Origin of the sequence: Streptomyces sp. NPDC090088, from assembly GCF_044747345.1 — a bacterium.
Taxonomy (GTDB): domain Bacteria; phylum Actinomycetota; class Actinomycetes; order Streptomycetales; family Streptomycetaceae; genus Streptomyces.
The window spans coordinates 1,240,607-1,264,454 of record NZ_JBIVDZ010000001.1 but is presented as its reverse complement, the minus strand read 5'-3'; the positions used below and the strand labels follow the sequence as shown (position 1 = coordinate 1,264,454).

Below are 23,848 nucleotides of genomic sequence, written 5' to 3'. Positions count from 1 at the left end.
AGGGGGCCGAGGCCGGGTTGGGTTGTCGGTCGGGTGCGGCGGGGTGGGGGCTGGTCGCGCAGTTCCCCGCGCCCCCAAGAAGGTGGGTCCACTGGTCGTGCCCCGACAGGGGCGCGGGGAACTGCGCGAGCAACCACCACGCGCCCGCAGCCGACATCCGCGCCCCCCCGGCTGCCTCACCAGGGCGGCGGAGGCGGGGCCGTCACTGTTTCCGCCAGGCGGGTCAGGCGGTCGCGGAAGCGGCGGCGTCCTCGGGGGGAGGGGCCGTTCTCGCCGGTGGCCGCGCTGACGAGGTGTTGGACCGTGTCCAGGTCGAGTTCCGCGCCGTGGGGGACGACGAGGGTCTCGTGGGCCATCGCGGTGACCGCGTCGTCCGTGGCGGTGGAGAGGGCGAGGACGGTCACGCCGGCCCGGCGGGCCGTGTGGACCCGCTCCAGCAGGGCTTCGGTCTCCCCCGGCGCGACCACCAGCAGCGTCTCGCCCCGGCGGGCCGCCTCGATGCGGCCGGGGCCGACCGCGAGGTGCGCGGGGTCGGTGGGGCGGGCGCCGTACCGGACGAGCGTCGGCGCCAGTTCCGGCGTACCGGACCACGCCGCCTCGTCCACCAGGTGCGCGGCGAGATGCCACGGCTCGTGGTCCGGGGTGCCCAGCAGCAGCAGTCCGCCGCCGTGACCGACCACCGAGCCCCGCAGTGCGCCCGCGAATCTCCGCGTCGCCCCCAACCACTCGGTCCCGGCGAGCACTTCACGCAACAACGCGACCCGTACGGCGTCCATGCCCCCGCATACTGCCGCAATCGACCACTCGTGACGCGGAGTTCACCCCGAATTCGCCCGACCCGGGGAGAAGGCGGCCCATGAGCGACGTAGAAGCAAGCATTCCCTTTCGCGCGGGCAAAGAGGGGTACGCCAGTTTCCGGATCCCGGCGGTGGTGGTCTCCCGGGCGGGCACCGTGCTCGCGTTCTGCGAGGGGCGGGTCGGCTCCGCCGCCGATCACGGGCACATCGACATCGTGGTGAAGAGGTCGAGCGACGGCGGGCGCACCTGGGGGGCGCTCCAGGTCGCGGCGAGCAACGGGACCGATCTCGCCGGGAACCCGGCCCCCGTCGTGCTCGACACCGGCCGGATCCTGCTGGTGCATGTGCGCAGCGCCGCGTCCGCCACCGAGGACGCGATCCTGCGCGGGCAGGTGTCGGACGCCGACGGGCGGCGGGTGTGGGTGCAGCACAGTGACGACGACGGGGTGAGCTGGTCGGCGCCGGTCGAGATCACCAAGTCCGTGAAGAAGGCCGGGTGGCGGTGGTACGCCACCACCCCGGGGCACGCCCTGCAGCTGCGGTCGGGGCGGGTCGTCGTACCCGGCAACCACACCCTTCCGCCGGCCGGGACCGACAACGGGACCGAGGGGAAGTACAACAGCGGGCACTGTCTGCTCAGCGACGACCGCGGTGAGACCTGGTATCTCGGGTACCTCGACGAGAACACCAACGGGTACGTCAATGTGAACGAGACCACCGCCGCCGAACTTCCCGACGGGCGCGTCTACTTCAACACCCGCAACGACTCCCCCGCGCCGGGGAACCGGGCCGACGCGCACTCGAAGGACGGCGGGCGGACGCTGGTGAAGCCGTTCCGGCCGCAGGCGGGGCTCGCCGCGCCCGTGTGCGAGGCCAGCGTGCTCCAACTGCGCGATCCGGACGTGCTGCTGTACTCCGGGCCGGGTGATCCGGCCGCCCGCGCCCTGATGACGATCCGCGCCTCCGCCGACGGCGGTACCACCTGGCGGTCCGCGTACACCGTGGACGGACTGCCCGCCGCCTACTCCGATCTGACCCGGGTCGACGCGGCCACCGTGGGGCTCCTGTACGAGACGGGCGACTTCAGCGCGTACACGACGATCACGTTCCGGCGGGTGCCGGTGAACCGGCTCACCTGACCGGGTACGGCCGTCGGCCCGGACGTAGAGTCGGCCCATGACCTCTACCGAGAGTGCACAGCAGCCGGCGGCCGACAAGGCTCCCGCCGCCGCCAAGGACCCCTGGGACCTGCCCGACGTCTCCGGCCTGGTCGTGGGCGTGCTCGGCGGCACCGGGCCGCAGGGCAAGGGCCTCGCCTACCGGCTGGCCCGGGCCGGCCAGAAGGTGATCATCGGCTCCCGGGCCGCCGAGCGCGCGCAGGCCGCCGCCGACGAGCTCGGGCACGGTGTCGAGGGCGCCGACAACGCCGAGTGCGCGCGCCGCAGCGACCTCGTGATCGTCGCCGTGCCGTGGGACGGGCACGGCAAGACGCTGGAGTCGCTGCGCGAGGAACTGGCCGGCAAGATCGTCGTGGACTGCGTCAACCCGCTCGGCTTCGACAAGAAGGGCGCCTACGCGCTCAAGCCGGAGGAGGGCAGTGCGGCCGAGCAGGCCGCGGCGCTGCTGCCGGACTCTCGGGTCACGGCCGCGTTCCACCACCTCTCGGCCGTGCTGCTCCAGGACCCGGAGATCGAGGAGATCGACACCGATGTGATGGTCCTCGGCGAGGTGCGGGCCGACGTCGAGATCGTGCAGGCGCTGGCCGGGCGGATCCCCGGGATGCGCGGTGTCTTCGCGGGACGGCTGCGCAACGCCCACCAGGTGGAGTCCCTGGTCGCGAACCTGATCTCGGTCAACCGCCGCTACAAGGCACACGCCGGGCTCCGCGTCACGGACGTCTGAGCGGATGGGGGACACTGGTGGACGCCACCAGTGTCCCCCGCCATACCCGAAAGCGGCCCCTATGCCCCGTCTCGCCTTCTACGCCCTGGCCGTCTGCGTCCTCGCCGTCGTCGCCGCCGTCGTCTCCTTCGTCCAGGGCAGCTGGCTGATCGGTGTGGTCTGGGTGCTGCTGACGGGGCTGTCGTCCAACATGACCTGGTACTACGCGAAGCGCGGGCGGCAGCAGGAGAAGTCGGTCACCAGCTGACCGGCTGCCGCTCCTCGCCCTCCAGGAGGACCCGCCCGCCGATCTCGACCCAGCCGAACGGCTGGGGTGCGGTGAGGATCTGCGAGCCCCTGCCCTGGGTGATGTTCAGGGCCCGGCCCAGCTGCGCGGTGAGCAGCAGGGCCGCCGCGCCGGTCGCCTCGTCCTCGTCGATGCCGTCGTTCCGGCCGGGGAAGGCGCGGGCACGGACCCGGCCCGCCGACTCGTCCTCCCACGCCCATGCGTAGATCCACTCCCCCGGCGGCGGCACCGGCAGCGCGTTCACCTCGGCGGCGGTGCCGTACTGGCGCAGGGTGCGCGGCGGGGCCCACTCCGGGAGCGCCTCGATCCAGCTGAACTCCCCGTCGAGGCGGGCGCCGACCACCCCGGCCGGTGTGACCAGTTCGGGCACGTCCAGCAGCCAGGCCGTGCCGACGCAGGGGTGCCCGGCGAAGGGCAGCCGCAGGGTGGGGGTGTAGATGTCGACGACCCCGCGCTCGGGGTCGTCCACGAACACGGTCTCGCTGAACCCGAGCTTCGCCGCCAGCGCCTGCCGGTCCTCCCGCTCGGGCAGCACCGAGCCGTCCCGGACGACGCCCAGCTCGTTGCCGTACCCGCCGTTCGCCGCGCAGAAGACCCGCAGCACGTCGTAATCAGTCACGGGGGCATTGAAGCATCCGGCGGACTATCCCTCGGTACGACGGCGGCGCATCGCGTAGACCACGCCCGCGCCCGCGGCCACGGTGACCGCGGCCGCCGCGCCCAGGGCGGTCGCGGGGAGGGACGAGCCGGTGGAGGCGAGGGCGCCGCCGGTGGCTCCGGTGCCGCCGGTCGTGGAGCCGGTGCCTCCGTCGTCGGCCGAGCCGGAGGAGTCCGAGGTGGTGGCGGTGGGGGTGGACGTGGCGGTCGAGTCGCCGGACGGCAGCTGGGCGTCGTCGGTGAGGGCGACGGCGAGGTCCAGCGGGTCGAGTGCGGTGCCGGCCGTGTAGTAGCCGCTGAACGCCTTGGCGCCGGCGTCGGTGAGGGTGGCGGTGACGTCGTCCAGGGTGATGACGTCGCCCGTGGGGGTCAGGGCGGTGGAGTCGGTCTTCAGGTCGGCCAGTTCGACGCCCTCGGTCGTGGTGCCGAGGCTCGTGACGTCGGCGGTCAGTGCGCCTCTGCCGCCGTCGAGCGTCGCGCGGAGGTTGCCGAGGGTGAGGTCGAGGCCGTACGTGCCGTTGCTCTCGTGGCCCTTGAAGGTGACCGCGCCGGCGAAGGCGGCGGAGAGGGTGCCGGCGTCGGTGTCGTAGTCGCCGGTGGCGTCGGCGAAGGTGAACGCGCCGTTGCCGGCGGCCTGGCTCGCCCCGCCCGAGGTGGTGATCCTCCCCTGGGCCACGCTGCCGACGACGTAGGTGCGGAAGGATTCCTTCACGCCCCAGGTGAGGGTGCCGTCGGCTATGTCGCCCTCGGCCGGGGTCTGCTCCGTCGGGGAGGCCGACGCGGAGGCGGAGGCGGAGGCGGAGGCGGAGGCGGAGGCGGAGGGCGAGGCCGTCGGGGAGGCGCTCTGGGACGCGGACGACGACGGGGTGGTCGTCGGAGTGGCCGATGGGGACGGGGACGGGGACTGCGACTCCGTCGTCTTCTGGGCGACCGTGAGCGGGTCGCCGGCCGCGCCCTCGTAGCTCGCGCTGCCGAAGACGTCCGCCGCCTCCTTGGTGAGGGTGGTCGTCATGTCCGTCATCGCGCGGGTGACGGTGACCGTGGCGAGCGGGACGTCGTCGGTGGTCGTGCCGTTCCTGGTCACGTCCGCGGTGATCTCCGCCGCGCCGCTGTCGAACCGGACGTCGGAGAGCGTGAGGTCGAATCCGTGGGCCTGGGAGACGATGTGGAGGCTGCCCTGGAAGGCGAGGTCCACGGTGTGGGTGTCGGAGTCGTAGTCGCCGGTGCCCTGGGTGAAGGTGAAGGCGCCGTTGCCGGCGGCCTGGCTCGCGCCGTCCGCCGGGGTGAAGGTACCGGCCGCGTAGGTGGTGACATAGGTGCGGTACGACTGCTTGATGCCCCAGGTCAACTCGTAGCCGCTGAGCGGCGTTCCGGCGGCCGAGGCGGCGGTCGCCGCGGTGAGCGCGCCGGCTCCCAGGGTGACCGCGACGGCGGCGGCGAGGGCGAGCTTTCTGGGGGCGGTGGTGACGGGCATGTGGCTCCTCATGGGTGGTCCGGGGGCCCGGCGGGTCCCCGGCGGGGGTCAGTCCTCGTCGGCGGGGGCGGGCCCGGCCGCCGGTCGGGTCCGGCGCCGACGGACGGCGACCGCGAAGAGCGCGGCGGCCAGCAGGGCGCCCGTGGTGAGGACGATGGGCAGGACGGGGGTGCCGGCGTCGGCGGAGGCCGCGGTGTCGCTCGCCACCGGCCGCGCCGAGGTGGGGCTCGGTGCGGGTGTCTCCGTCTCGTCGGCCGCGCTGCCCAGGTCGGGCAGGGCGGGCAGCGGGGCGTCGGCGGTGAGGGCGACGGCGAGGGAGACCGGGTCCATGGCGGTGCCGGCCTGATACATGCCGCCGAAGGCCTTGGCGCCCCGGGAGGTGAGTTCCGCGGGGGCCTCCGTCAGCTTCACCAGGCCGGCGGTGGCCTTGAGGCCCTTCGCGGCGAAGGTGACCAGCGGGACCTTCCGGCCGGTGAAGTCCGCGCTCGTCACATCGGCGTAGAGGGTGCCCTCGCCGTCCCGCACGGTGGCCCGCACCGCGCTCAGCCTCAGGTCGAGGCCCTGCTCGCCCGTGAAGCGGAGCGCGCCGGTGAAGCGCGCGGTCAACTCGCCCTTCGCGTAGGTCCCTTCGCCCTTCGGGAAGCGGAAGAGCGCCCCGCCGTCCTCGGCACCGCCGGACAGCGTCCACCGGCCGCGGGCGATGTCACCGGTGACGTACTCCCGGAAGGTGCGGCGCACGCCCCAGTCGACGGCGCCGTCCTCGATGGAGTTCTTCGCGGTGGGCTTGTGGGTGGCCGACCCGGACGGTGTCGGTGACGGTGTGGGCGTCGGCGTGGCCGCCGGTTCGACGTCCGCCGCCAGGCTCACCGGGTCCAGGGTGGTGCCGGCGGTGTAGTAGCCGGCGAAGGACCTGGCGCCCTGGGAGGTGAGGGTGGCGGGCACGTCGTTCAGGACGACGGCGGTGCCGCCGCCCCGCATGTCGATCCCGCCGAGGGCGAGGGAGGCGAAGGGCACCTGCGAGGACGTCGTGACCGTCCCGGTGCCCTTCGCCTTGCTGGTGACGTCCAGATAGAGGGTGCCGGTCGAGCCGGTGATCCGGACGGTGGGGCGGCCGAGGGTGAGGTCCAGCTGGTAGGTGCCGTCGCTCTCCCGGTGTCCGACGAAGCGCACCCCGCCGGCGAAGGACGCGGTGAACGCGCCGGTTGCGCCGTCGTAGGTGCCGGTCGCCGAGGGGAAGCGGAACTGGCTGCTGCCCACGGTCGCCGCGCCGCCGGTCAGGGAGTAACTCCCCTTCGCTATCGGCCCGGTGACATAGCTCTGGAAGGACGATTTCACGCCCCAGTCGAGCCGGCCGCCCTGCACGGTGCGGGTCGCGGCGTGCGCGGCGGTGACCGGGAGCAGCAGGCCGGCCAGTACGGCCGCGCACACCACGGTGACCAGGGCACGAAGGCGCGGGGGCATGGGGGTCCTCCGGAGACGACGGACGGAACGGCACGACGGGCACGACGGGCACGACGGACGTGACGGATGTGGTGGGTACGACCGCCCGTGGCGAGTTTAGGTAAGGCTAACCTAAGCTATACGTCGGGTCGCCGGGAAGGCGACCTCCAGCGACCGAGAGGAACGGACGGGACCGTGCGACGTTTGCGCACTCGACTGGCGGGAGCACTGGTCTGTGCGCTCGCCCTCACCCTGACGGCGACCGCGTGCGGGGACTCGGCACCGACCGCGGCCACGGCCACGGCAACGGCAACGGCAACGGCAACGGCAACGGCAACGGCAACGGCAACGGCAACGAAGGCGGCCACCGCCGACCGGGTCGAGCCGCTCACGGACACGCCGGCGCCCGAACTCCCGGTCACCGTCGCCTCCGCCGACGGCAGGAAGGTGACGGTCCGCCAGGCGCGGCGGATCGTGCCGCTCTCCGGCAGCCTCAGCGAGATCGTGTTCACGCTCGGGCTCGGCGACCGGGTGGTCGCCCGGGACATCACCGCGACCTTCCGGCAGGCGGCGAAGCTCCCGGTCGTCACCCGCAACCACGACGTCTCCGCGGAGAGCGTGCTCTCCCTCAAGCCCGACCTGGTGATCGCCGAGACCACGTCCGGCCCCGAGGAGGCCGTGGAGCAGATCCGCGAGGCCGGTGTGCCGGTGCTGGTCGTCGCGCCGGCGCAGGGGCTGGACGACGTGGGCCCGCGGATCGCGGCGGTCGCGGGCGCGCTCGGCGTCCCGGCGGCGGGGACGGAGCTGACACGGCGGACCGAGGCGCGGATAGCCGCCGTACGCAAGGAGGTTCCGCGGGCGGGCGGGAGCGGGAGGCCGCGGGTCGCGTTCCTGTATCTGCGCGGCTCGGCGTCGGTGTACCTGATCGGCGGGAAGGGTTCGGGGGCCACCTCGCTCCTTGAGGCGGCGGGCGCGGTGGACGCGGGGGCCGAGTCGGGCCTGGCGAAGGACTTCACCGCGATCACCACCGAGGCGCTCGCGAAGGCCGCGCCGGACGCGATCCTCGTCATGACCAAGGGACTTGAATCGGTCGGCGGGATCGACGGGCTGGTGAGGATCCCGGGCGTCGCGCAGACACCGGCCGGGATGAACCGGCGGGTGGTGTCGGTCGAGGACGGGGTGCTGCTCAACTACGGGCCGCGGACGGACCAGGTGCTCAGGTCGGTGGTGGCGCAGCTGTACGGGGAGGACGCGCGGTGACGGCGCGTCGGGGCCGGTTGCTGACGGCGGGGCTGGCCGTCGTCCTGCTCGTCCTGGTGCCGGTGGCGGCGGGGCTGGGCGCGTACCCCGTTCCCACCGCCGACGTCCTCGGCTCGGTCCTGCACCGGGTCGGTCTCGGCGGTACGGCGCTCGGCCGGGTGCCCGAGTCCGTGCTGTGGAACGTGCGGTTCCCTCGGATCGTGCTCGCGCTGCTCGTCGGTGCCTCGCTGGGCTGCGCGGGCGCGTTGATGCAGGGCGTGTTCGGCAATCCGCTCGCCGAGCCGGGGGTGATCGGGGTCTCCTCCGGGGCGGCGGTGGGGGCGGTCGCCGCGATCGCCTTCGGCGTGGACTTCCTGGGCAACTGGACGGTGTCCGTCTTCGCGTTCGTGTCCGGGCTCGGGACGGTGCTGCTGGTGTACGCGACGGCCCGGTCCGGGGGCCGTACGGAGGTGGTCACGCTGATCCTCACGGGGATCGCCGTGAACGCGTTCGCGGGGGCGCTGATCGGTCTGTTCCTGTTCTTCGCGGACACGGCGGCGGTCAGCCAGATCACGTTCTGGCAGCTGGGCTCGCTCGCGCAGGCGACCTGGCCGAAGGTGCTCGCCGTACTGCCGTGCGCGGTCCTCGGTCTGGCCCTGGCCCCCTGGTACGCCCGCCGTCTCGACCTGCTCTCCCTCGGCGAGCGCCCGGCCCGTCATCTGGGGGTGGACGTGGAACGCCTGCGGCTCACCCTGGTCCTGGTCATCGCCCTCCTCACGGCGGCGGCGGTGAGCGTCTCCGGGATCATCGGCTTCGTGGGCCTGGTCGTGCCGCACCTGCTGCGGATGGCGGCGGGGCCGGGGCATCGGTTCCTGATACCGGGGAGTGCGCTGCTGGGAGCGGTGACCCTGCTGTCCGCCGACCTCGCCGCCCGGACGGTGGCCGCCCCCGCCGAACTCCCCCTCGGCGTCCTCACCGCCCTCCTCGGCAGCCCGTTCTTCCTCTGGCTCCTCCACAGAACCCGCCGCCGACAAGGGGGTTGGGCATGAGCCCCACGCCGATTCCGACGGGGTCGCGCCGTTGCCGGTTCCGGTCGGACGCCGAGTGCCGCGCCGTCGTGGCCGATCGCGCAGTTCCTCCCCCAGCCTTCGGCCGGGGGTACCCCCAGCGCCCCTGACGGGGCGCTGCAGTTCGGCTCTTCGACACAGTCCCCCACTCCTTGCCGCCGCTCACTCATTTCCGCCGCGACGGCGCCCGGCCACCGCGGCGGTGTCCGGCGGTGCCCGATCGTCCTCGACCCGTCGACCGAAGGGGCTGTCTCATGAGACTCCTCCGCTCTCGCCCCGTGCCGCCCCCGCGCCCCGCCCCCAGTGAAGTCCTTGCCGAGGCCGCGGAGTTGCGGGTGGATCTCGGAGGGCGGCCGGTCCTCGACGGTGTGGATGTCGACGTCCGGGCCGGGGAGGTCCTTGCGTTGGTGGGGCCCAACGGGGCCGGGAAGTCGACGTTGTTGGGGGCGCTTGCCGGGGATGTGGTGGGCGGGGGTGGGGCGGTGCGGCTGTTCGGCCGGACCGCCGCGGAGTGGACCGCGGCGGAGCTGGCGTTGCGGCGGGCCGTTCTTCCGCAGGCGGCCGTGCTGTCGTTCCCGTTCACGGTCGAGGAGGTCGTGCGGATGGGGCGGGCGCCGCATGTCACCGCCACACCGGACGAGGACGAACGGGCCGTCGGTGAGGCGATGGCGGCCACGGAGGTGGCCGGCTTCGCCGTGCGGCCGTTCTCCGCGTTGAGCGGTGGTGAGCGGGCCCGGGTGGCGCTCGCCCGGGTGCTCGCGCAGTGCGCGCCGCTGCTGCTGCTCGACGAGCCGACCGCCGCGCTCGATCTCAAGCACCAGGAACTGGTGTTGCGGCTCTGCCGGGACAGGGCGCACGCCGGTGACGCGGTGGTCGTGGTGCTGCACGACCTCGCGCTGGCCGCCGCCTACGCGCACCGGGTCGCGATCCTGTGCGCCGGTCGTGTCGCCGCCGTCGGCCCGCCCGCCGAGGTCTTCGAGGAGCGGTTGCTGTCGGAGGTCTACGACCAGCCGGTCGAGGTGTTCCCGCATCCGCGCACCGGCGCGGTCGTCGTCGCACCGAAGCGACGCACTTGACCTTCCCTTTACCTCTCCTTGGCGTCGCTTTTGAGCCGCCGAGATCAAGCCGTGTCTGTGATCTTTCTGTGTCTGGTGAATCACACCCCGCACGGGTATGAGTGAGGTAAGCCTCAGGTAAGTTAGGCCAGCCTCACCACACCATCACCCTCGCTGGGAGCCTGCATGCGTGCCGTCCGACTCACCGTCACCGCCGCCGCCACCGCGGTGGCTCTGACCGCCCTCTCGGCCTGCACGGCGAAGAGCGACGCCAAGGACGGTGACGCGATCAAGGTCACCGCCGCCGACTCGAAGTGCGAGACGTCCACCAAGTCCGTTCCCGCCGGGCACGTCACGCTCGCCATCGAGAACACCGGTTCCAAGGCCACCGAGGTCGAGATCCTCTTCCCGGACGACCGGATCGTGTCCGAGAAGGAGAACATCGGGCCGGGGACGAAGTACACGCTCACCGCCGAGGTGAAGGCGGGGTCGTACGAGATAGCCTGCCGGCCCGGGATGAAGGGGCACGGCGTGCGGCAGAAGCTGACCGTCACCGGCTCCGGCACCGTGGCCAAGCGCAACCCGGTGCTCGACAAGGCCGTCGCCGACTACCGCGAGTACGCGCAGGAGCAGGCCGACGCCACCGTCCCGCTCGCCGAGGTCTTCGCCAAGGCCGTCAAGGCCGGTGACCTCGCGGCCGCGCAGAAGGCGTACTCCCCTTCGCGGCTCGGCTGGGAGCGCACCGAGCCGATCGCCGAGTCCTTCGGTGACATCGACCCGAAGACCGACACCCGCGCCGACGGCCTGGAAGAGGGCCAGAAGTGGACCGGCTGGCACCGCCTGGAGAAGTCCCTGTGGGCGGACAAGAAGATCGGCGCCACCGAGGCGACCCTCGCCGACCAGCTCGTCACCGACCTGAAGGACTGGCAGAAGCGGGTCGGCAAGGCCGAGATCACCCCGACCTCCATGGCCAACGGCGCCAAGGAACTCCTCGACGAGGTCGCCACCGGCAAGGTCACCGGTGAGGAGGACCGTTACTCCCACACCGACCTGGTCGACTTCAAGGCCAACGTCGAGGGCGCGCAGAAGGCGTACGAGCTGCTCAAGCCGGTCGCCCAGAAGAACGACCAGGCCCTGACCACCGAGCTGGACAAGCAGTTCGCCGCGCTGAACACGCTGCTCGACAAGTACCGCTCGGACAAGACCTCGTACGACTTCGTGTCCTACGACAAGGTCACCAAGGACCAGCGCAAGGAGCTGTCCGACGCGGTCAACGCCCTCGCGGAGCCGCTGTCGAAGCTCGCCGCGGCCGTGGTGAAGTAGGGGGCCGGGAGATGAGCGAGAACACGACTCCCTCGCGCCGGGCGGTCATCGGCTGGGGCGGGGCCGGGCTGGCGCTCGGGGCCGCCGTGGCCGGGGGCGCGGTGGCGATGGCGCAGGCCGGCGACGACATGGACCCGGCCGCCGCCGAGACCGGTGGCGCCGTCGCGTTCCACGGCGCCCACCAGGCGGGCATCGCCACGGCCGTCCAGGACCGGCTGCACTTCGCCGCGTTCGACGTGAAGACCGACGACCGGGACGGGTTCGTCCAGCTGCTGAAGGACTGGACGGCCGCGGCCCGGCGGATGACCGCGGGCCAGGCCGTCGGCGAGGGCGCGTACGGCGGGCTCGCCGAGGCGCCGCCGGACGACACCGGCGAGGCCCTCGGGCTGAAACCGTCCCGGCTGACGCTGACGATCGGCTTCGGGCCGTCCCTCTTCGAGAAGTTCGGGCTGGCCGGGCAGCGGCCCGCCGCCCTCGTCGACCTGCCGAAGTTCCCCGGCGAGAACCTCGACAAGAGCCGTACCGGTGGCGACCTCTGCGTCCAGGCCTGCGCCGACGATCCGCAGGTCGCCGTGCACGCCATCCGCAACCTCGCCCGGATCGGCTTCGGCAAGGTCGCCATCCGCTGGTCCCAGCTCGGCTTCGGGAAGACCTCGTCGACGACCCCCGACGCCCAGACCCCCCGCAACCTCATGGGGTTCAAGGACGGCACCCGCAACATCGCGGGGACCGAGACCGACCGGCTGAAGAAGTTCGTGTGGGTCGGGGACGGGGACGGGTCGGACTGGATGACCGGGGGGTCGTATCTCGTCGCCCGGCGCATCCGCATGAACATCGAGACCTGGGACCGGACCTCGCTCCAGGAGCAGGAGGACGTCTTCGGCCGGGACAAGGGCGAGGGCGCGCCGGTCGGCAAGGCCAAGGAGCACGACGAGCCGTTCCTGAAGGCGATGAAGCCGGACGCCCATGTGCGCCTCGCGCACCCGGACTCCAACGGCGGGATCACCATCCTGCGCCGGGGTTATTCGTTCACCGACGGCACCGACGGGCTCGGTCGGCTCGACGCCGGTCTGTTCTTCCTCGCCTACATGCGGGACGTGGGCAAGGGGTTCGTCCCGCTACAGCGCAGGCTGTCCGCGTCGGACGCGCTCAACGAGTACATCCAGCACGTGGGTTCGGCCGTCTTCGCCGTCCCGCCCGGCGTCCGGGACAAGGACGACTGGTGGGGCCGGACACTGTTCTCCGAAGGGGCGTGAGCCGTGTTCTCCAACTACCTGATCGGGCTGCGGGAAGGGCTGGAGGCCTCGCTCGTCGTCTGCATCCTCATCGCCTATCTGGTCAAGACCGGGCGCACGGACGCCCTGCGGCCGATCTGGATCGGGATCGGCGTGGCGGTGCTGATCGCCATGGGCTTCGGGTGCGCGCTCGAATTCGGTTCCCAGGAGCTGACGTTCCAGGCGCAGGAGGCGCTCGGCGGGTCCCTGTCCGTCGTCGCGGTCGGCCTGGTGACGTGGATGGTGTTCTGGATGCGGCGCACCGCCCGGCACCTCAGGTCGGAGCTGCACGGCAAGCTGGACGCGGCCCTCGCGATGGGCACGGGCGCGCTGGTCGCCACCGCGTTCCTCGCCGTCGGCCGCGAGGGACTGGAGACCGCCCTGTTCGTGTGGGCGTCCGTGCACGCGGCCAGTGACGGCACCCCGCGCCCGCTGATCGGCGTGGCGCTGGGCCTGGCCACCGCGGTGTTCCTGGGGTGGCTGTTCTACCGGGGTGCGCTGCGGATCAACCTCGCCAAGTTCTTCACCTGGACCGGCGGCATGCTGGTCGTGGTCGCGGCGGGCGTGCTGGCGTACGGCTTCCACGACCTCCAGGAGGCCGACTGGATCCCGGGGTTGACCAATCAGGCCTTCGACATCAGCGGCACCATTCCGCCGGACAGCTGGTACGGGACGCTGCTGAAGGGCGTGTTCAACTTCCAGCCGGACCCGACCGTGCTTCAGGTCACGGTGTGGCTGCTGTACCTGGTCCCGACGCTCGCCCTCTTCCTCGCCCCGGTAGGGTTCGCCTCCGGGAAGGGGAAGGTGAAGGCACCTGATGACGCACCTGACGACCAGGGATCGCGGCCCTCGACGGCTCCGCAGGCGTGACCGGAACGCACTCCTGGCGGTCTCGCTGACCGTCATGGCGCTGTCGGCGAACGGCTGCGTGGTGGTGCACGGGGAGCGCGAGGTGCTCCCCGCCACCACCCGCGCCGAGGCCGCCAAGGCGCTCAAGCAGTTCACGGCCGCGTACAACAAGGCCGATGAGGCCTACGACGGCTCCCTGGACGCGGACTACACGACCGGCGCCCTCGCCGACATCGACTCCGCGCGCCTGAAGGCCGGGCACGCCAACAGCCCGAGCGGCAACTCCGGCCACTCGGCGCTGGAGTTCGACGACGTCACGTACACCATCCCGAAGAAGGCCGGCTGGCCCCGCTGGTTCGTCGCCGACGCGCACGGCAACAAGGGCGGCGACGACCGCTGGCTGCTGGTCTTCACCCGCGACAGCCTCTCCGAGCCGTTCCAGGTGGCGTATCTGACGCTGCTCGCCCCGGACTCCGTACCGAAGTTCACCACCGGCAAGGACGGCTGGGCGGAGGCCGTACCGGCGGACAGCGCCCAACTGGCCGTCTCCCCCGGTGATCTGAGCCAGGACTACGCCACGTACCTGAAGAGCGGCTCCACTGTCTTCGCGGACGGCGCGCACACCAGCGGCTGGCGCGCGGACCGCGAGAAGTCGACCAAGCCGGGCCTGGCGACCCAGTACATCGACGAGCCGCTGACCGCCGGCGACTACGCGCCGCTCGCGCTGCGCACCACCGACGGCGGGGCGCTGGTGTTCTTCACCACCCGCTACTACGCCAAGCAGACCGCGGCCGCGGGCACCTCGGTGCCGACGCCGAACGACGACGTCAAGGCCCTCACCAAGGGCGAGATCAAGCAGTCGCTGACCATGCAGTTCGTCTCGAACCAGGTCGCGCTGGACCCGGCGGGCACCGGGAAGGTGTCGGTCCTGGGGCGGATCCAGGGCCTCACCTCGGCGGAGGGGTCCTAACGCCTCAGCGGCCAGGCGGCGCCCGCCCGGTCGGCCTCCTCGCCCGGGTGCCGGGCGCAGGCGTCGGTGAGGGTCTCCAGGAGGCTCAGCGGTTCGGGCAGCGCGTGCTCGGGGCCGCGTACCCAGTGCACCCGCTGCCGGTCGTCACCGGGGAGCCGGGCGGGCGGTACGAGGACGTACGACCCCCGGCAGTGCCAGCGCAGGCCGGGGTGCTCGTCCATGGTCTCGGGGTGGCAGTCCAGCGCGCAGGGCCACCACTCGTCCTCGTCCTCGGGGGTGCCGCGGGTGAGGGTGAAGAACAGCAGCCGGCCGTCGTCGCTCTCGGCGACCGGACCGACCTCGACACCGCCCGCGAGCAGCCGCTCCAGCGCCTGCCGGCCGGCCTCCAGGGGGACGTCGAGGACGTCGTGGGTCATGCCGGTCGCGGTGATGAAGTTGGCCTGCGGCTGGTGCCGGGCCCAGCGCTCGATCTGGGCGCGGTCGGTGGTCGACTGCGTCTGCCAGGCGAACGACACCGGGTGCCGGGCGGGCGTCGGGCAGCCGACGCGGTCGCAGGAGCAGCCGTAGCCGGGCGCGGGGTGTGCGGCGGGGGCCAGCGGGAGGCCGGCCGCGGCGGCGGCGAGCAGCAGGGCCTCACGGCCGCCGTCGTCGGGGGCGGCGGCTTCCTTGGCGCGCCGTCCGAGCAGCCACTGGGAGAGTTTGCCCTGCCGGCCGGTCCGGCCGCCGAACGTCGCGCTCATCTATCGCCTCGCCTCGCTGTGGTCCCGACAGGATGCCTTATGGCCCCATCTGGGTGCGAAGCGGGGTACCTGGGGCGGCGACCGGGGCGGTGGCCGAGGCCGTGACCGGGGCGGTGACCGGGGCGGTGGCCGGGGCGGTGGCCGGGTGTTGTGTCAGCGGGGCGGCCATGGGTCGCCCCAGGCCGCGTCCCGGGCCGCCTTGTACAGGTCGCCGTGGCGTTTGGTGACCGTCGTGCGGCGCAGCTGCTCGTCGGGCTCGCACAGGTCGAGCAGGACCTGGCCCTTGCGGATCTGGGGCCGCCGGACCACCCGGGCCGGAGCCGGGACGGGCGGGAAGCGGGTGGCGGCCACGTAGCTGAACTTCTCGTCCTCGTAGGCCAGCGACCCGCCCTTGACCTGGCGGTGCAGGGAGGAGCGGCTGACCCGGGCCGAGAAGTGGCACCAGTCCGTGCCGGGGACGATCGGGCAGGCGGCGCTGTGCGGGCAGGGGGCGGCGATGTGGAAGCCGGCGGCGATCAGGCGGTCGCGGGCCTCGATGATCCGGGCGTATCCGGCGGGCGTGCCCGCCTCGACGATCACCACGGCCCGCGCGGCGGCCGCGGCGGCGTCGACGAGGGCCGTGCGGGACGCCTCGTCGAGTTCGTTGAGGACGTACGACACCGTGACGAGATCGGTGCTCTCGATGGTGAGCGCCGCTCCGATCCGGGAGCGCTGCCACTTCGCGTCCCGCAGCGCGGGGTTGGCGGCGGCGAGCTCCCGGCCCAGGGCCAGCGCCGGCTCGGCCCAGTCGAGGACCGTCACCGGCCGCTCGCCCGCCCAGGTGTCGGTCACCGCCCAGGTCGCCGCGCCCGTCCCGCCGCCGACGTCCACATGGCTCCCCGGCACCCATCCCTCCGGCACCGCGTCGGCGAACGCGTCCAGCGCGGACCGTACCGCCTCGAAGGTGGCCGGCATCCGGTACGCCGCGTACGCCACCACGTCGGCCCGGTCGCGCAGGATCGGCGCGTCGGTCGGGGTCGCCCCGCGATAGCTGGCGATCAGCCGTTCGACGGCGGAGGCCGCCTGCTTCGGGGGGAGCCCGTCGAGGACGGCCGACAGGGTGGCGCGCAGCCGCTCGGCCGGGGACAGGGAGCTCCGGGCTGCGGAGCCGTGCGGCACGGGGCCCTGGGGTGCGGGGTGGTTCACCCGGCGATTGTATGGACCGCACGGGCCAGCCGGGTCGCCGCGGCGGCCCGGGGGGCGCTGTCGCCGGGCCGGCGGCGCGGATGCACGGTGTTGGTCAGCAGCACCAGGAACGTGTCCGACGCCCGGTCCAGCACCAGGCTGGTCCCGGTGAACCCGGTGTGGCCCGCCGCGCCCCGCCCCGCGAGCTGGCCCATGAACCACGGCTGGTCCACGAGGAAGCCGAGACCGGGCGGGGCCAGCAGCAGGTCCACGAAGTCGGGGCCGAGGATCCGCGCGGGGCCGTACGCGCCGCCCGCGAGCAGCGCACGGCAGAAGACCGCCAGGTCACGGCCGGTGGAGAAGAGGCCCGCGTGACCGGCCACCCCGCCCAGCGCCCAGGCGTTCTCGTCGTGCACCACGCCCCGCAGCATCCCCCGGTCCGTCTTGGCCCAGGGCCGCCGCTGGTCCTCGGTGGCCGCGGCGCCCGGGCAGGGGCCGAAGTCGGTGGCGTGCATGCCGAGCGGGCGGGTGATGCCCTCGCGGACCAGGACGTCGAGCGGGCGGCCGGTGATCCGCTCCAGGACGTACTGGAGCAGCAGCAGGTTCAGGTCCGAGTAGCGGTAGGTGCCGGGCGCGCTGCTCGGTGCCTCGGCGCGCAGCAGGTCGAGGCGGGCCGGGTCGTCGGGGCAGTCGTAGAGCGGGAGTTCGGGGCGCAGGCCGGAGGTGTGGGTGAGGAGCTGGCGGACGGTGATGCCGTGCACGGCGGCCGCGTGGAAGTCGGGGAGGTAGGCGCCGACCCGGGCGTCGATGCCGAGGGTGCCGCGTTCCAGTTGCTGCACGGCGGCGACCGCGGTGAAGAGCTTGGTGAGGGAGGCCAGGTCGAAGGGGGTGTCGACGGTCATCGGGACCCGGGCGGCGGCCGGCAGTTCGACACCCGTGTCGGAGCCGGGGTCGTAACGGGACCAGCGCACGGCCCAGCCGGCCGCCTCCTGCACGGCGATCACGGGCCCGCGCCCGGCGACCACGACGGCACCGGCCGCCCACGGCCGCACGCCGGCGGTGAGGTCGTGCACCTCGCGGACGAGGTGTCTGAGTTCCGCGGGGTCGAGCCCGGCCCGTTCCGGTGTCTCGACGCGCAGTCTCGGTACGCTCAGCTCCCCGCTCCCTCCGCCCTCGCACGGGTGTTCCCACGTGCTGCCCAGGGACGGCACATTCCCACGAAGCAGGCCAGTGCCACCAGTGCCCCCGCCAGTTGGACGATCGCCATGGGCACGGCGGTTCTCTCCCCGGCGATCCCGACCAGCGGCGAGGCGATCGCGCCGACCAGGAACGAGGTGGTGCCGAGCAGCGCGGACGCGGAGCCGGCGGCGTGCCGGGTGCGCAGCAGGGCGAGGGACTGGGCGTTCGGGAGGGTGAGGCCCATCGTGGACATCAGGACGAAGAGGGCGGCGGCGACGGGGGCCAGGCCCACCGGGCCGAAGGCGCCGGCCGACATCAGCAGCAGGGCGGTCGCGGCGAGCACGGTCACCACCAGCCCCGCGCCCAGCACCTTGTCCAGGCTGACCCGCCCGACCAGCACCTTGCCGTTGACCTGCCCGGCGATCACCAGACCGACCGAGTTGACGCCGAAGAGCAGGCTGAAGGTCTGCGGGGAGGCGCCGTAGATCTCCTGGATCACGAACGGGGACGCGGCTATGTAGGCGAAGAGGGCGGCGAAGGCGAAGCCGCCGGTGAGCATGTAGCCGCTGAAGGGGAGGTCGGCGAGGAGGGCGCGCATGGCGCGTACGGCGGTGGCCGCGCCCCCGGCGTGCCGGTCGGCGGCCGGGAGGGTCTCCGGCAGCTTCGCCCACACCACCGCGGCCAGCAGGGCGCCGACGCCCGTCAGCACGACGAACACCCCCCGCCAGTCCGTCACCCGCAGGATCTGCCCGCCGATCAGCGGCGCGACGATCGGGGCGACCCCGGAGACCAGCATCAGGGTGGAGAAGAAGCGGGCCATGGCGACCCCGTCGTAGAGGTCGCGTACGACGGCCCGCGCGATGACGATGCCGGCCGCGCCCGCGAGGCCCTGGGCGAGCCGGAAGGCGACCAGCGTCTCGACGTTCGGCGCGAGCGCGCACAGGGCGGTGGCGACGACGTACACGGCGAGGCCGGCCAGCAGCGGGCGGCGGCGGCCCCAGCGGTCGCTCATCGGGCCGACGACCAGCTGGCCGAGGGCCATGCCGGCGAGGCAGGCGGTGAGGGTGAGCTGGACGGTCGCGGCGGGTGCGTGCAGGGAGCGGGTGACCTCCGGCAGCGAGGGGAGGTACATGTCCATCGCGAGCGGGGGCGTCGCGGTGAGACCGCCGAGCACGAGGACGAGGAGAAGACCGGCCCGGCGGGCGGCGGGCGGCGCGGCGATATGGCTACCGGTCGCGGTGGTTTTCGGGGGTACGACGGTGTCCTGCGTGTCCGATGTCGGCGGTGCCGGCTGCTCGGGCATTGCCCCTCACTCTCTCCGTGTCTGTCGCACTCGCTGATTCCCTTGCTTGGTGAACCCCGATGTCCGCCACCTATGCTCTCAGCTCGTACAGACTGCCTGGAAACACATGAGCGAGGGTGGGGCGGCCGGGATGGCTAATCAGAAGGTGCGATGGGGAATCCTGGCGACCGGCGGGATCGCGGCCGCGTTCACGGCGGACCTCGTCGATCTGCCGGACGCCGAGATCGTCGCGGTGGCCTCGCGGTCGACCGCGTCGGCGGAGGCGTTCGCGGAGCGGTTCGGGATCGGCCGGGCGTACGGCGACTGGGAGTCGCTGGCCCGGGACGAGGAGATCGACGTCGTGTACGTCGCCACTCCGCACTCGGCGCACCGGGCGGCCGCCGGGCTCTGCCTGGAGGCGGGGCGGAACGTGCTGTGCGAGAAGGCGTTCACGCTCAACGGGCGGGAGGCCGAGGAACTCGTCGCACTGGCCAAGGAGCACGACCGCTTCCTGATGGAGGCGATGTGGACGTACTGCAACCCGCTGGTGCGGCAGCTGACGGCGCTGGTCGCGGACGGGGCGATCGGCGAGGTCCGCACGGTCCAGGCGGACTTCGGCCTGGAGGGTCCGTTCCCGCCGGCGCACCGGCTGCGGGACCCGGCGCTGGGCGGCGGCGCGCTCCTCGACCTCGGCGTGTACCCGGTGTCGTTCGCCCATCTGCTGCTCGGTGAGCCGGACGGGATGTCGGCGCGAGCGGTGCTCTCGGAGGAGGGCGTCGATCTCCAGACGGGTGCACTGCTCTCCTGGGAGAGCGGTGCTCTCGCCATGGTGCACTGCTCCATCGTCGGCGGCACCGGCACCAGCGCCTCCATCACCGGCTCGCGCGGCCGGATCGACATCCCCGACGGCTTCTTCCACCCCGAACGCTTCGTCCTGCACCGCGACGGCCGCGACCCGCAGGAGTTCGCCATGGACCCCGCCGACGGCCCCCGCAACACCCTCCGCCACGAGGCCCGCGAGGTGATGCGGGCGCTGCGGGCGGGCGAGAAGGAATCCCCCCTCGTCCCCCTCGACGGCACCCTCGCGGTCATGCGCACCCTGGACACCCTCCGGGGTCAGATCGGCGTCCGTTACCCGGAAGAAGCGTAAGCAAAAGCGCCCCTTTAGGGGCGCGGGGAACTGCGCGACCAGCCCCCACAACGCCGCACCCGACCGACAACCCCACCCGGCACCACCCAACGCAGCGCCTACGCTGCGCCCCATGAATGCCAACCAATCAAGGGTCGCGATCGTCACCGGCGCCGGTTCCGGCATCGGCCGCGCCGTCGCCGCGGAACTGCTCCGCACCGGCTGGTCGGTGGCCCTGGCCGGCCGCCGGTCGGAGCGGCTCGCGGAGACGGCCGCGCTGGTGCCGGACGGCGCCTCGGTCGCCGTACGCACGGACGTGGCGGAACCGGCGGACGTCGACGGCCTGTTCGCCACGGCCGTGGACCGGTTCGGACGCCTGGACCTGCTGTTCAACAACGCGGGGACCTTCGGCCCCGGCGGGGTACCGGTCGAGGACCTCCCCTACGAGGCGTGGCGGCACGTCGTGGACACCAACCTCAACGGCGCGTTCCTGTGCGCGCAGGCGGCGTTCCGGCAGATGAAGGAGCAGGACCCGCGGGGCGGGCGGATCATCAACAACGGGTCGATCTCGGCGCACACGCCCCGCCCGCGGTCCGTCGCCTACACCGCGACCAAGCACGCGCTGACCGGTCTCACCAAGGCGCTGTCCCTGGACGGGCGGCCGTACGACATCGCGGTGGGGCAGATCGACATCGGCAACGCGGCCACCGACATGACGGCCCGGATGCAGGTCGGCGCGCTCCAGGCGAACGGGGAGGTCGCCCCGGAACCCGTGATGGACGTCGAAGACGTGGCGCGGACCGTGCGGCACATGGCGGAGCTGCCGCTGGGGGCGAACGTGCAGTTCGCGACGGTGCTGGCGACGGCGATGCCGTACGTCGGGCGGGGCTGACCCGCCGTTCAGCCGGAGCCTCCGCAATCTATACAAGCGGAATCTCAACCTCCGCGGTATTGCGGCCGGTAACGAGCCTATGCTCGACTCTTCTCCACCAGAACTTCACACTTGGAGCTCTGGGATTCCGCTGACCATACCGAGGGGGGAGGCGGCAGCCGTTCCACCGGACCGGAGTGGGGGTGGACCCGCGTGGGACCGCGGGTACGCACCGGTGGGTGGAGCGGCTGCCGCGTGACGTCAGCCGGCCTGCGGGTCGCCCGGGGCGTCCGCGCCGTCCGGAGTTGCCGCCTTGCGCCCGCTGCGCCGGCGCAGTGCCCACGCCCCCGCGCCCAGCAGCGCGAGCGTGCCCGCCCCGCCCTCCGCGAGCCGCCACGGCGACGGGCCGGAGGACGTCGAACCGGACGCGCCCGTCCCGGCCGCCCCCGCGGCGCCCTTGGCCTTCGACGGCGAGGGGCTCGCGCTGGCCCCGCCCTCGCTCAGCGGATCGACCAGCAACCCCACCGACTGCGCCGAACTGCCCTTCCCGAAGCCCCAGTCGAGCAGCGCGGCGGTCTCCTCGTAGACGGCGTTGCTGCCGCTGGCCGGGTGCATCACGGTGACCAGCAGGGTGCGGCCGTCCCGGGTGGCGGCGCCGGTGAAGGTGTTGCCGGCGTTGCTGGTGTAGCCGTTCTTGACGCCGAACAGGCCCTTGTAGGTGTCCAGGCCCCAGGAGCCGGTGAGCAGGCGGTCGGTGTTCTGGATCTGGAAGGTCTTCTTGCCGCCCGCCGGGAAGTCCGCGGTCTTCGTGCCGCAGTAGCCCCGGAACTCGTCGTCCTTCAGGCCGTGCCGGGCGAAGAGCGTCAGGTCGTACGCGGAGGACAGCTGCCCCTTGTGGTCGAAGCCGTCCGGGCTGACCACATGGGTGTCCAGGGCCTGTAGGTCGACCGCCTTGGCCTGCATCTCGGCGACGGTCTTCGCGATGCCGCCGTTCATGTGGGACAGCACGTGCACGGCGTCGTTGCCGGAGCGCAGGAAGACGCCCTGCCACAGCTGCTCGACGGTGTAGGTGAGGCCGGGCTTGATGCCGACCAGGCTGGAGCCGGACGGGACGTCGGAGATGTCGGAGTCCTTGACCTTGTAGCGCCCGCTCCGCTCGAACTTCTTCAGCACGGTGTCCGCGAACAGCATCTTCAGCGTGGACGCGGGCGCCAGCCGCCGGTGCGCGTTGCAGGAGGCCAGCACCTCCCCGCTCGTGCAGTCGGCGAGCAGCCAGGCCCGGGCGGTGATCTTCTTGGGCAGGCCGGTGGCGCCGCGTACCTGTATGCCGCCGCGGGCCAGTCGCTCGCCGCCTATGACGGTGGCGGCGGAGGCGGGGGCGGCCGCGGAGATCTCCGCGGAGAGAGGGAGAGCGGCGGCCGTCAGTCCGAGGGCGGCACGCCGGGTCAGCCGAGAGGAATCGCGCATCCCGGGACCGTACACCGCAGGCCAGTGGGGCTACCTGGCAGTACCCCTCCCCCGGCCAGGAATTTGCTGTCTTATGAAAGTTTGCTAAGACCTCGCCGTTTCTCAGCTCTGACACATCTTTTACCCAGGGCGACTCAAAGGTTTCTCCCTAGCTTGAGCCCGCGCCCACAGCGGGCGCCAAGAACCTTCGAGGAACGGGATGTTTGGCATCTATCTCAAGCGCGAGCTGGGCCGCAGAAAGAAGGCGGCCCTGGTCATCGCACTGGGTCTGGCGCTCGGTATCGCGCTGGTCATCACGGTCAGCTCCGTGTCGGCCGGTATGTCCAAGGCGCAGGACAAGGTCCTCCAGTCGCTCTACGGTCTCGGCACCGACATGACGGTGACCAAGGCCCAGTCGGCACCCACCTCGGGCAGCTCCGGCGGTCCGAGCTTCAAGTTCGACGCCAAGTCGAGCAGCAGCTCCAAGCAGAGTTCGGACCGCGTGATGACTCAGGGCGGTCAGGCCCTGAAGTCGACCCTGGTCTCCAAGGTCGCCGACCAGAAGGGCGTGGAGAGCGCGGTCGGAGCGCTCTCCCTCAACGTCACCAAGGTCAACGGCTCCTTCACCCAGGGCAAGGCGCAGAGCAGCTCGGGCTCCAGCTCCAGCTCCAGCGGCACCAACGGCGGCGGCCAGGGGCAGCCGGGCGGCGGCACCTCCACCGGCCAGCCGCAGGTGCAGGGCGGCGGCGCCAACTTCAACGTGAACAGCTACTCGGTGGTCGGCGTCGACGTCGCCCACCAGGGCCTCGGCCCGCTGGCCTCGATGAAGATCACCTCGGGCAAGACCTTCACCTCGGCGCAGACCAGCGCCAAGGTCGCGCTGGTCAGCAAGTCGTACGCCAAGGAGAAGAAGTACAAGGTCGGCTCGACCTTCAAGATCTCCGGCACCAAGTTCACGGTCATCGGCATCGTGACCCCGGACAGCAGCGAGTCCGACACCGACCTGTTCGTCCCGCTGAAGCTCGCCCAGACCCTCGGCGACGCCAAGAACCAGGTCACCACGATCTACGTCAAGGCGACCGACTCGAAGCAGATCTCCACCGTGAAGAAGGAGATCCAGTCGAACATCTCGGGTACGACGGTCACCACCTCCGCCGACCTGGCGTCCACCGTCTCCGGTTCGCTCTCCACCGCCTCCAGCCTCGCGACCAGCGTCGGCAAGTGGCTCTCCATCGCGGTGCTCGCGGCGGCCTTCCTGGTGGCGGCCCTGCTGACCTCCTCCGCGGTCTCCCGCCGGGTGCGTGAGTTCGGCACCCTGAAGGCGCTCGGCTGGCCCTCGCGCAACGTGACCCGTCAGGTCGTCGGCGAGTCCATCGTCAACGGTCTGGTCGGCGGCGCCCTCGGTATCGCCCTCGGCGTCGGCGCGGCCTACGCGGTCACCGCGATCAGCCCGAAGCTCACCGCCCAGCTCGGCTCCACCGGCGGCGGTGGCGGCGGCATGGGCGGCGGTCCGGGCGGCGGCGGTCCCGGCCAGCAGTCCACCCAGAACACCCTGGAGATCGCGCTCACCGCGCCCGTCTCCCTGACCACCATCGCCCTCGCGGTCGGCCTCGCGGTCACCGGCGGTCTGATCGCCGGCGCGATGGGCGGCTGGCGCGCCTCGCGGATGCGCCCGGCCGACGCCCTGCGCAGCGTCTCGTAACC

22 protein-coding genes are annotated in these 23,848 nt (G+C 72.6%); 13 read left to right on the top strand and 9 right to left on the bottom strand.

Going from position 1 to position 23,848, the window contains the following annotated elements:
• Positions 1–176: 176 nt before the first annotated feature.
• On the bottom strand, positions 177–776 hold the full coding sequence (locus tag ACIPSJ_RS05550) for a hypothetical protein (RefSeq protein ID WP_401343703.1): 600 nt from the start codon (positions 774–776) through the stop codon (positions 177–179).
• Between the two features lie 80 nt (positions 777–856).
• Between ACIPSJ_RS05550 and ACIPSJ_RS05545 the strand changes: the two genes are divergently transcribed.
• From ACIPSJ_RS05545 to ACIPSJ_RS05535, 3 genes are all read left to right on the top strand, one after another.
• Positions 857–1,936 carry a sialidase family protein gene (locus ACIPSJ_RS05545; protein WP_359223226.1) on the top strand — a complete coding sequence of 360 codons (1,080 nt, stop codon included), beginning with the start codon at positions 857–859 and terminating at the stop codon, positions 1,934–1,936.
• 37 nt (positions 1,937–1,973) lie between these two features.
• A complete protein-coding gene (npdG, locus tag ACIPSJ_RS05540) occupies positions 1,974–2,699 on the top strand; it encodes an NADPH-dependent F420 reductase (protein WP_401343700.1) in 726 nt (241 codons plus the stop codon).
• A 61-nt stretch (positions 2,700–2,760) separates the two neighbouring features.
• Positions 2,761–2,946: a hypothetical protein gene (locus ACIPSJ_RS05535; RefSeq protein WP_359223222.1), complete on the top strand. Its 186-nt coding sequence runs from the start codon at positions 2,761–2,763 to the stop codon at positions 2,944–2,946.
• Here ACIPSJ_RS05535 and ACIPSJ_RS05530 read toward each other — a convergent pair.
• Genes ACIPSJ_RS05530 through ACIPSJ_RS05520 form a run of 3 tightly spaced genes read right to left on the bottom strand, consistent with a single transcriptional unit; the run spans position 2,936 to position 6,577 of the window.
• The gene (locus ACIPSJ_RS05530) at positions 2,936–3,604 is read right to left on the bottom strand and encodes a PhzF family phenazine biosynthesis protein (RefSeq protein ID WP_401343697.1); all 669 of its coding nucleotides are present in this window, start codon (positions 3,602–3,604) and stop codon (positions 2,936–2,938) included. The genes ACIPSJ_RS05535 and ACIPSJ_RS05530 overlap by 11 nt on opposite strands.
• 24 nt (positions 3,605–3,628) lie before the next feature.
• A complete protein-coding gene (locus tag ACIPSJ_RS05525; protein ID WP_401343694.1) occupies positions 3,629–5,116 on the bottom strand; it encodes an HtaA domain-containing protein in 1,488 nt (495 codons plus the stop codon).
• 48 nt (positions 5,117–5,164) lie between these two features.
• The gene (locus tag ACIPSJ_RS05520) at positions 5,165–6,577 is read right to left on the bottom strand and encodes an HtaA domain-containing protein (protein WP_401343691.1); all 1,413 of its coding nucleotides are present in this window, start codon (positions 6,575–6,577) and stop codon (positions 5,165–5,167) included.
• Between the two features lie 183 nt (positions 6,578–6,760).
• Between ACIPSJ_RS05520 and ACIPSJ_RS05515 the strand changes: the two genes are divergently transcribed.
• The 7 genes from ACIPSJ_RS05515 to ACIPSJ_RS05485 all read left to right on the top strand — a co-directional run bounded on the left by ACIPSJ_RS05515 (position 6,761) and on the right by ACIPSJ_RS05485 (position 14,333).
• Positions 6,761–7,816: a hemin ABC transporter substrate-binding protein gene (locus ACIPSJ_RS05515; protein ID WP_401343688.1), complete on the top strand. Its 1,056-nt coding sequence runs from the start codon at positions 6,761–6,763 to the stop codon at positions 7,814–7,816.
• Positions 7,813–8,844, top strand: coding sequence for a FecCD family ABC transporter permease (locus tag ACIPSJ_RS05510; RefSeq protein WP_401343685.1), 1,032 nt, complete (start codon positions 7,813–7,815; stop codon positions 8,842–8,844). The genes ACIPSJ_RS05515 and ACIPSJ_RS05510 overlap by 4 nt, the downstream gene beginning before the upstream one ends.
• A gap of 272 nt (positions 8,845–9,116) precedes the next feature.
• On the top strand, positions 9,117–9,938 hold the full coding sequence (locus ACIPSJ_RS05505; protein WP_401343682.1) for a heme ABC transporter ATP-binding protein: 822 nt from the start codon (positions 9,117–9,119) through the stop codon (positions 9,936–9,938).
• A 165-nt stretch (positions 9,939–10,103) separates the two neighbouring features.
• Complete coding sequence (efeO, locus tag ACIPSJ_RS05500) at positions 10,104–11,240, top strand: iron uptake system protein EfeO (RefSeq protein WP_401343679.1); 1,137 nt, start codon at positions 10,104–10,106, stop codon at positions 11,238–11,240.
• Between the two features lie 11 nt (positions 11,241–11,251).
• Positions 11,252–12,496 (top strand): iron uptake transporter deferrochelatase/peroxidase subunit, encoded by a 1,245-nt coding sequence (gene efeB / locus ACIPSJ_RS05495; RefSeq protein ID WP_359223208.1) that lies wholly within the window; start codon positions 11,252–11,254, stop codon positions 12,494–12,496.
• 3 nt (positions 12,497–12,499) lie between these two features.
• Positions 12,500–13,384 carry an iron uptake transporter permease EfeU gene (efeU, locus tag ACIPSJ_RS05490; RefSeq protein WP_401343674.1) on the top strand — a complete coding sequence of 295 codons (885 nt, stop codon included), beginning with the start codon at positions 12,500–12,502 and terminating at the stop codon, positions 13,382–13,384.
• On the top strand, positions 13,332–14,333 hold the full coding sequence (locus ACIPSJ_RS05485) for a hypothetical protein (protein WP_359223204.1): 1,002 nt from the start codon (positions 13,332–13,334) through the stop codon (positions 14,331–14,333). Before efeU ends, ACIPSJ_RS05485 begins: the two co-directional genes overlap by 53 nt.
• Here ACIPSJ_RS05485 and ACIPSJ_RS05480 read toward each other — a convergent pair.
• The 4 genes from ACIPSJ_RS05480 to ACIPSJ_RS05465 form a co-directional block, all read right to left on the bottom strand.
• Positions 14,330–15,073, bottom strand: a complete 744-nt coding sequence (locus tag ACIPSJ_RS05480; RefSeq protein WP_401343672.1) for a bifunctional DNA primase/polymerase — start codon at positions 15,071–15,073, stop codon at positions 14,330–14,332. The genes ACIPSJ_RS05485 and ACIPSJ_RS05480 overlap by 4 nt on opposite strands.
• 153 nt (positions 15,074–15,226) lie before the next feature.
• Complete coding sequence (locus ACIPSJ_RS05475; protein ID WP_401344582.1) at positions 15,227–16,201, bottom strand: small ribosomal subunit Rsm22 family protein; 975 nt, start codon at positions 16,199–16,201, stop codon at positions 15,227–15,229.
• 53 nt (positions 16,202–16,254) lie between these two features.
• A complete protein-coding gene (locus ACIPSJ_RS05470) occupies positions 16,255–17,448 on the bottom strand; it encodes a serine hydrolase domain-containing protein (RefSeq protein WP_401343670.1) in 1,194 nt (397 codons plus the stop codon).
• Positions 17,388–18,719 (bottom strand): multidrug effflux MFS transporter, encoded by a 1,332-nt coding sequence (locus ACIPSJ_RS05465; RefSeq protein WP_401343667.1) that lies wholly within the window; start codon positions 18,717–18,719, stop codon positions 17,388–17,390. The genes ACIPSJ_RS05470 and ACIPSJ_RS05465 overlap by 61 nt, the downstream gene beginning before the upstream one ends.
• Before the next feature lie 130 nt (positions 18,720–18,849).
• Here ACIPSJ_RS05465 and ACIPSJ_RS05460 point away from each other — a divergent pair, with 130 nt between their 5' ends.
• The gene (locus tag ACIPSJ_RS05460) at positions 18,850–19,848 is read left to right on the top strand and encodes a Gfo/Idh/MocA family protein (RefSeq protein WP_401343665.1); all 999 of its coding nucleotides are present in this window, start codon (positions 18,850–18,852) and stop codon (positions 19,846–19,848) included.
• A gap of 112 nt (positions 19,849–19,960) precedes the next feature.
• Complete coding sequence (locus ACIPSJ_RS05455) at positions 19,961–20,719, top strand: SDR family oxidoreductase (protein ID WP_401343662.1); 759 nt, start codon at positions 19,961–19,963, stop codon at positions 20,717–20,719.
• A 240-nt stretch (positions 20,720–20,959) separates the two neighbouring features.
• Here the strand turns inward: ACIPSJ_RS05455 and ACIPSJ_RS05450 are convergent, their stop codons facing one another.
• A complete protein-coding gene (locus ACIPSJ_RS05450) occupies positions 20,960–22,165 on the bottom strand; it encodes a D-alanyl-D-alanine carboxypeptidase (protein WP_359223192.1) in 1,206 nt (401 codons plus the stop codon).
• A 199-nt stretch (positions 22,166–22,364) separates the two neighbouring features.
• Here ACIPSJ_RS05450 and ACIPSJ_RS05445 point away from each other — a divergent pair, with 199 nt between their 5' ends.
• Entirely contained in the window at positions 22,365–23,846 is a 1,482-nt protein-coding gene (locus ACIPSJ_RS05445; protein ID WP_359223190.1) for an ABC transporter permease, read from the top strand.
• The last annotated feature ends 2 nt before the right edge of the window (positions 23,847–23,848 follow it).

What these genes read in the sequence shown, in the direction of transcription:
- ACIPSJ_RS05455 (WP_401343662.1), top strand. Translation starts at nt 19,961, where the DNA reads ATGAATGCCAACCAATCAAGGGTCGCGATCGTCACCGGCGCCGGTTCC.
- ACIPSJ_RS05520 (WP_401343691.1), bottom strand. Translation starts at nt 6,577, where the DNA reads ATGCCCCCGCGCCTTCGTGCCCTGGTCACCGTGGTGTGCGCGGCCGTA.
- ACIPSJ_RS05550 (WP_401343703.1), bottom strand. Translation starts at nt 776, where the DNA reads ATGGACGCCGTACGGGTCGCGTTGTTGCGTGAAGTGCTCGCCGGGACC.
- ACIPSJ_RS05480 (WP_401343672.1), bottom strand. Translation starts at nt 15,073, where the DNA reads ATGAGCGCGACGTTCGGCGGCCGGACCGGCCGGCAGGGCAAACTCTCC.
- ACIPSJ_RS05505 (WP_401343682.1), top strand. Translation starts at nt 9,117, where the DNA reads ATGAGACTCCTCCGCTCTCGCCCCGTGCCGCCCCCGCGCCCCGCCCCC.
- efeO (WP_401343679.1), top strand. Translation starts at nt 10,104, where the DNA reads ATGCGTGCCGTCCGACTCACCGTCACCGCCGCCGCCACCGCGGTGGCT.
- ACIPSJ_RS05445 (WP_359223190.1), top strand. Translation starts at nt 22,365, where the DNA reads ATGTTTGGCATCTATCTCAAGCGCGAGCTGGGCCGCAGAAAGAAGGCG.
- efeB (WP_359223208.1), top strand. Translation starts at nt 11,252, where the DNA reads ATGAGCGAGAACACGACTCCCTCGCGCCGGGCGGTCATCGGCTGGGGC.
- ACIPSJ_RS05485 (WP_359223204.1), top strand. Translation starts at nt 13,332, where the DNA reads ATGACGCACCTGACGACCAGGGATCGCGGCCCTCGACGGCTCCGCAGG.
- ACIPSJ_RS05450 (WP_359223192.1), bottom strand. Translation starts at nt 22,165, where the DNA reads ATGCGCGATTCCTCTCGGCTGACCCGGCGTGCCGCCCTCGGACTGACG.
- ACIPSJ_RS05545 (WP_359223226.1), top strand. Translation starts at nt 857, where the DNA reads ATGAGCGACGTAGAAGCAAGCATTCCCTTTCGCGCGGGCAAAGAGGGG.
- npdG (WP_401343700.1), top strand. Translation starts at nt 1,974, where the DNA reads ATGACCTCTACCGAGAGTGCACAGCAGCCGGCGGCCGACAAGGCTCCC.
- ACIPSJ_RS05525 (WP_401343694.1), bottom strand. Translation starts at nt 5,116, where the DNA reads ATGCCCGTCACCACCGCCCCCAGAAAGCTCGCCCTCGCCGCCGCCGTC.
- ACIPSJ_RS05465 (WP_401343667.1), bottom strand. Translation starts at nt 18,719, where the DNA reads ATGCCCGAGCAGCCGGCACCGCCGACATCGGACACGCAGGACACCGTC.
- ACIPSJ_RS05460 (WP_401343665.1), top strand. Translation starts at nt 18,850, where the DNA reads ATGGCTAATCAGAAGGTGCGATGGGGAATCCTGGCGACCGGCGGGATC.
- ACIPSJ_RS05535 (WP_359223222.1), top strand. Translation starts at nt 2,761, where the DNA reads ATGCCCCGTCTCGCCTTCTACGCCCTGGCCGTCTGCGTCCTCGCCGTC.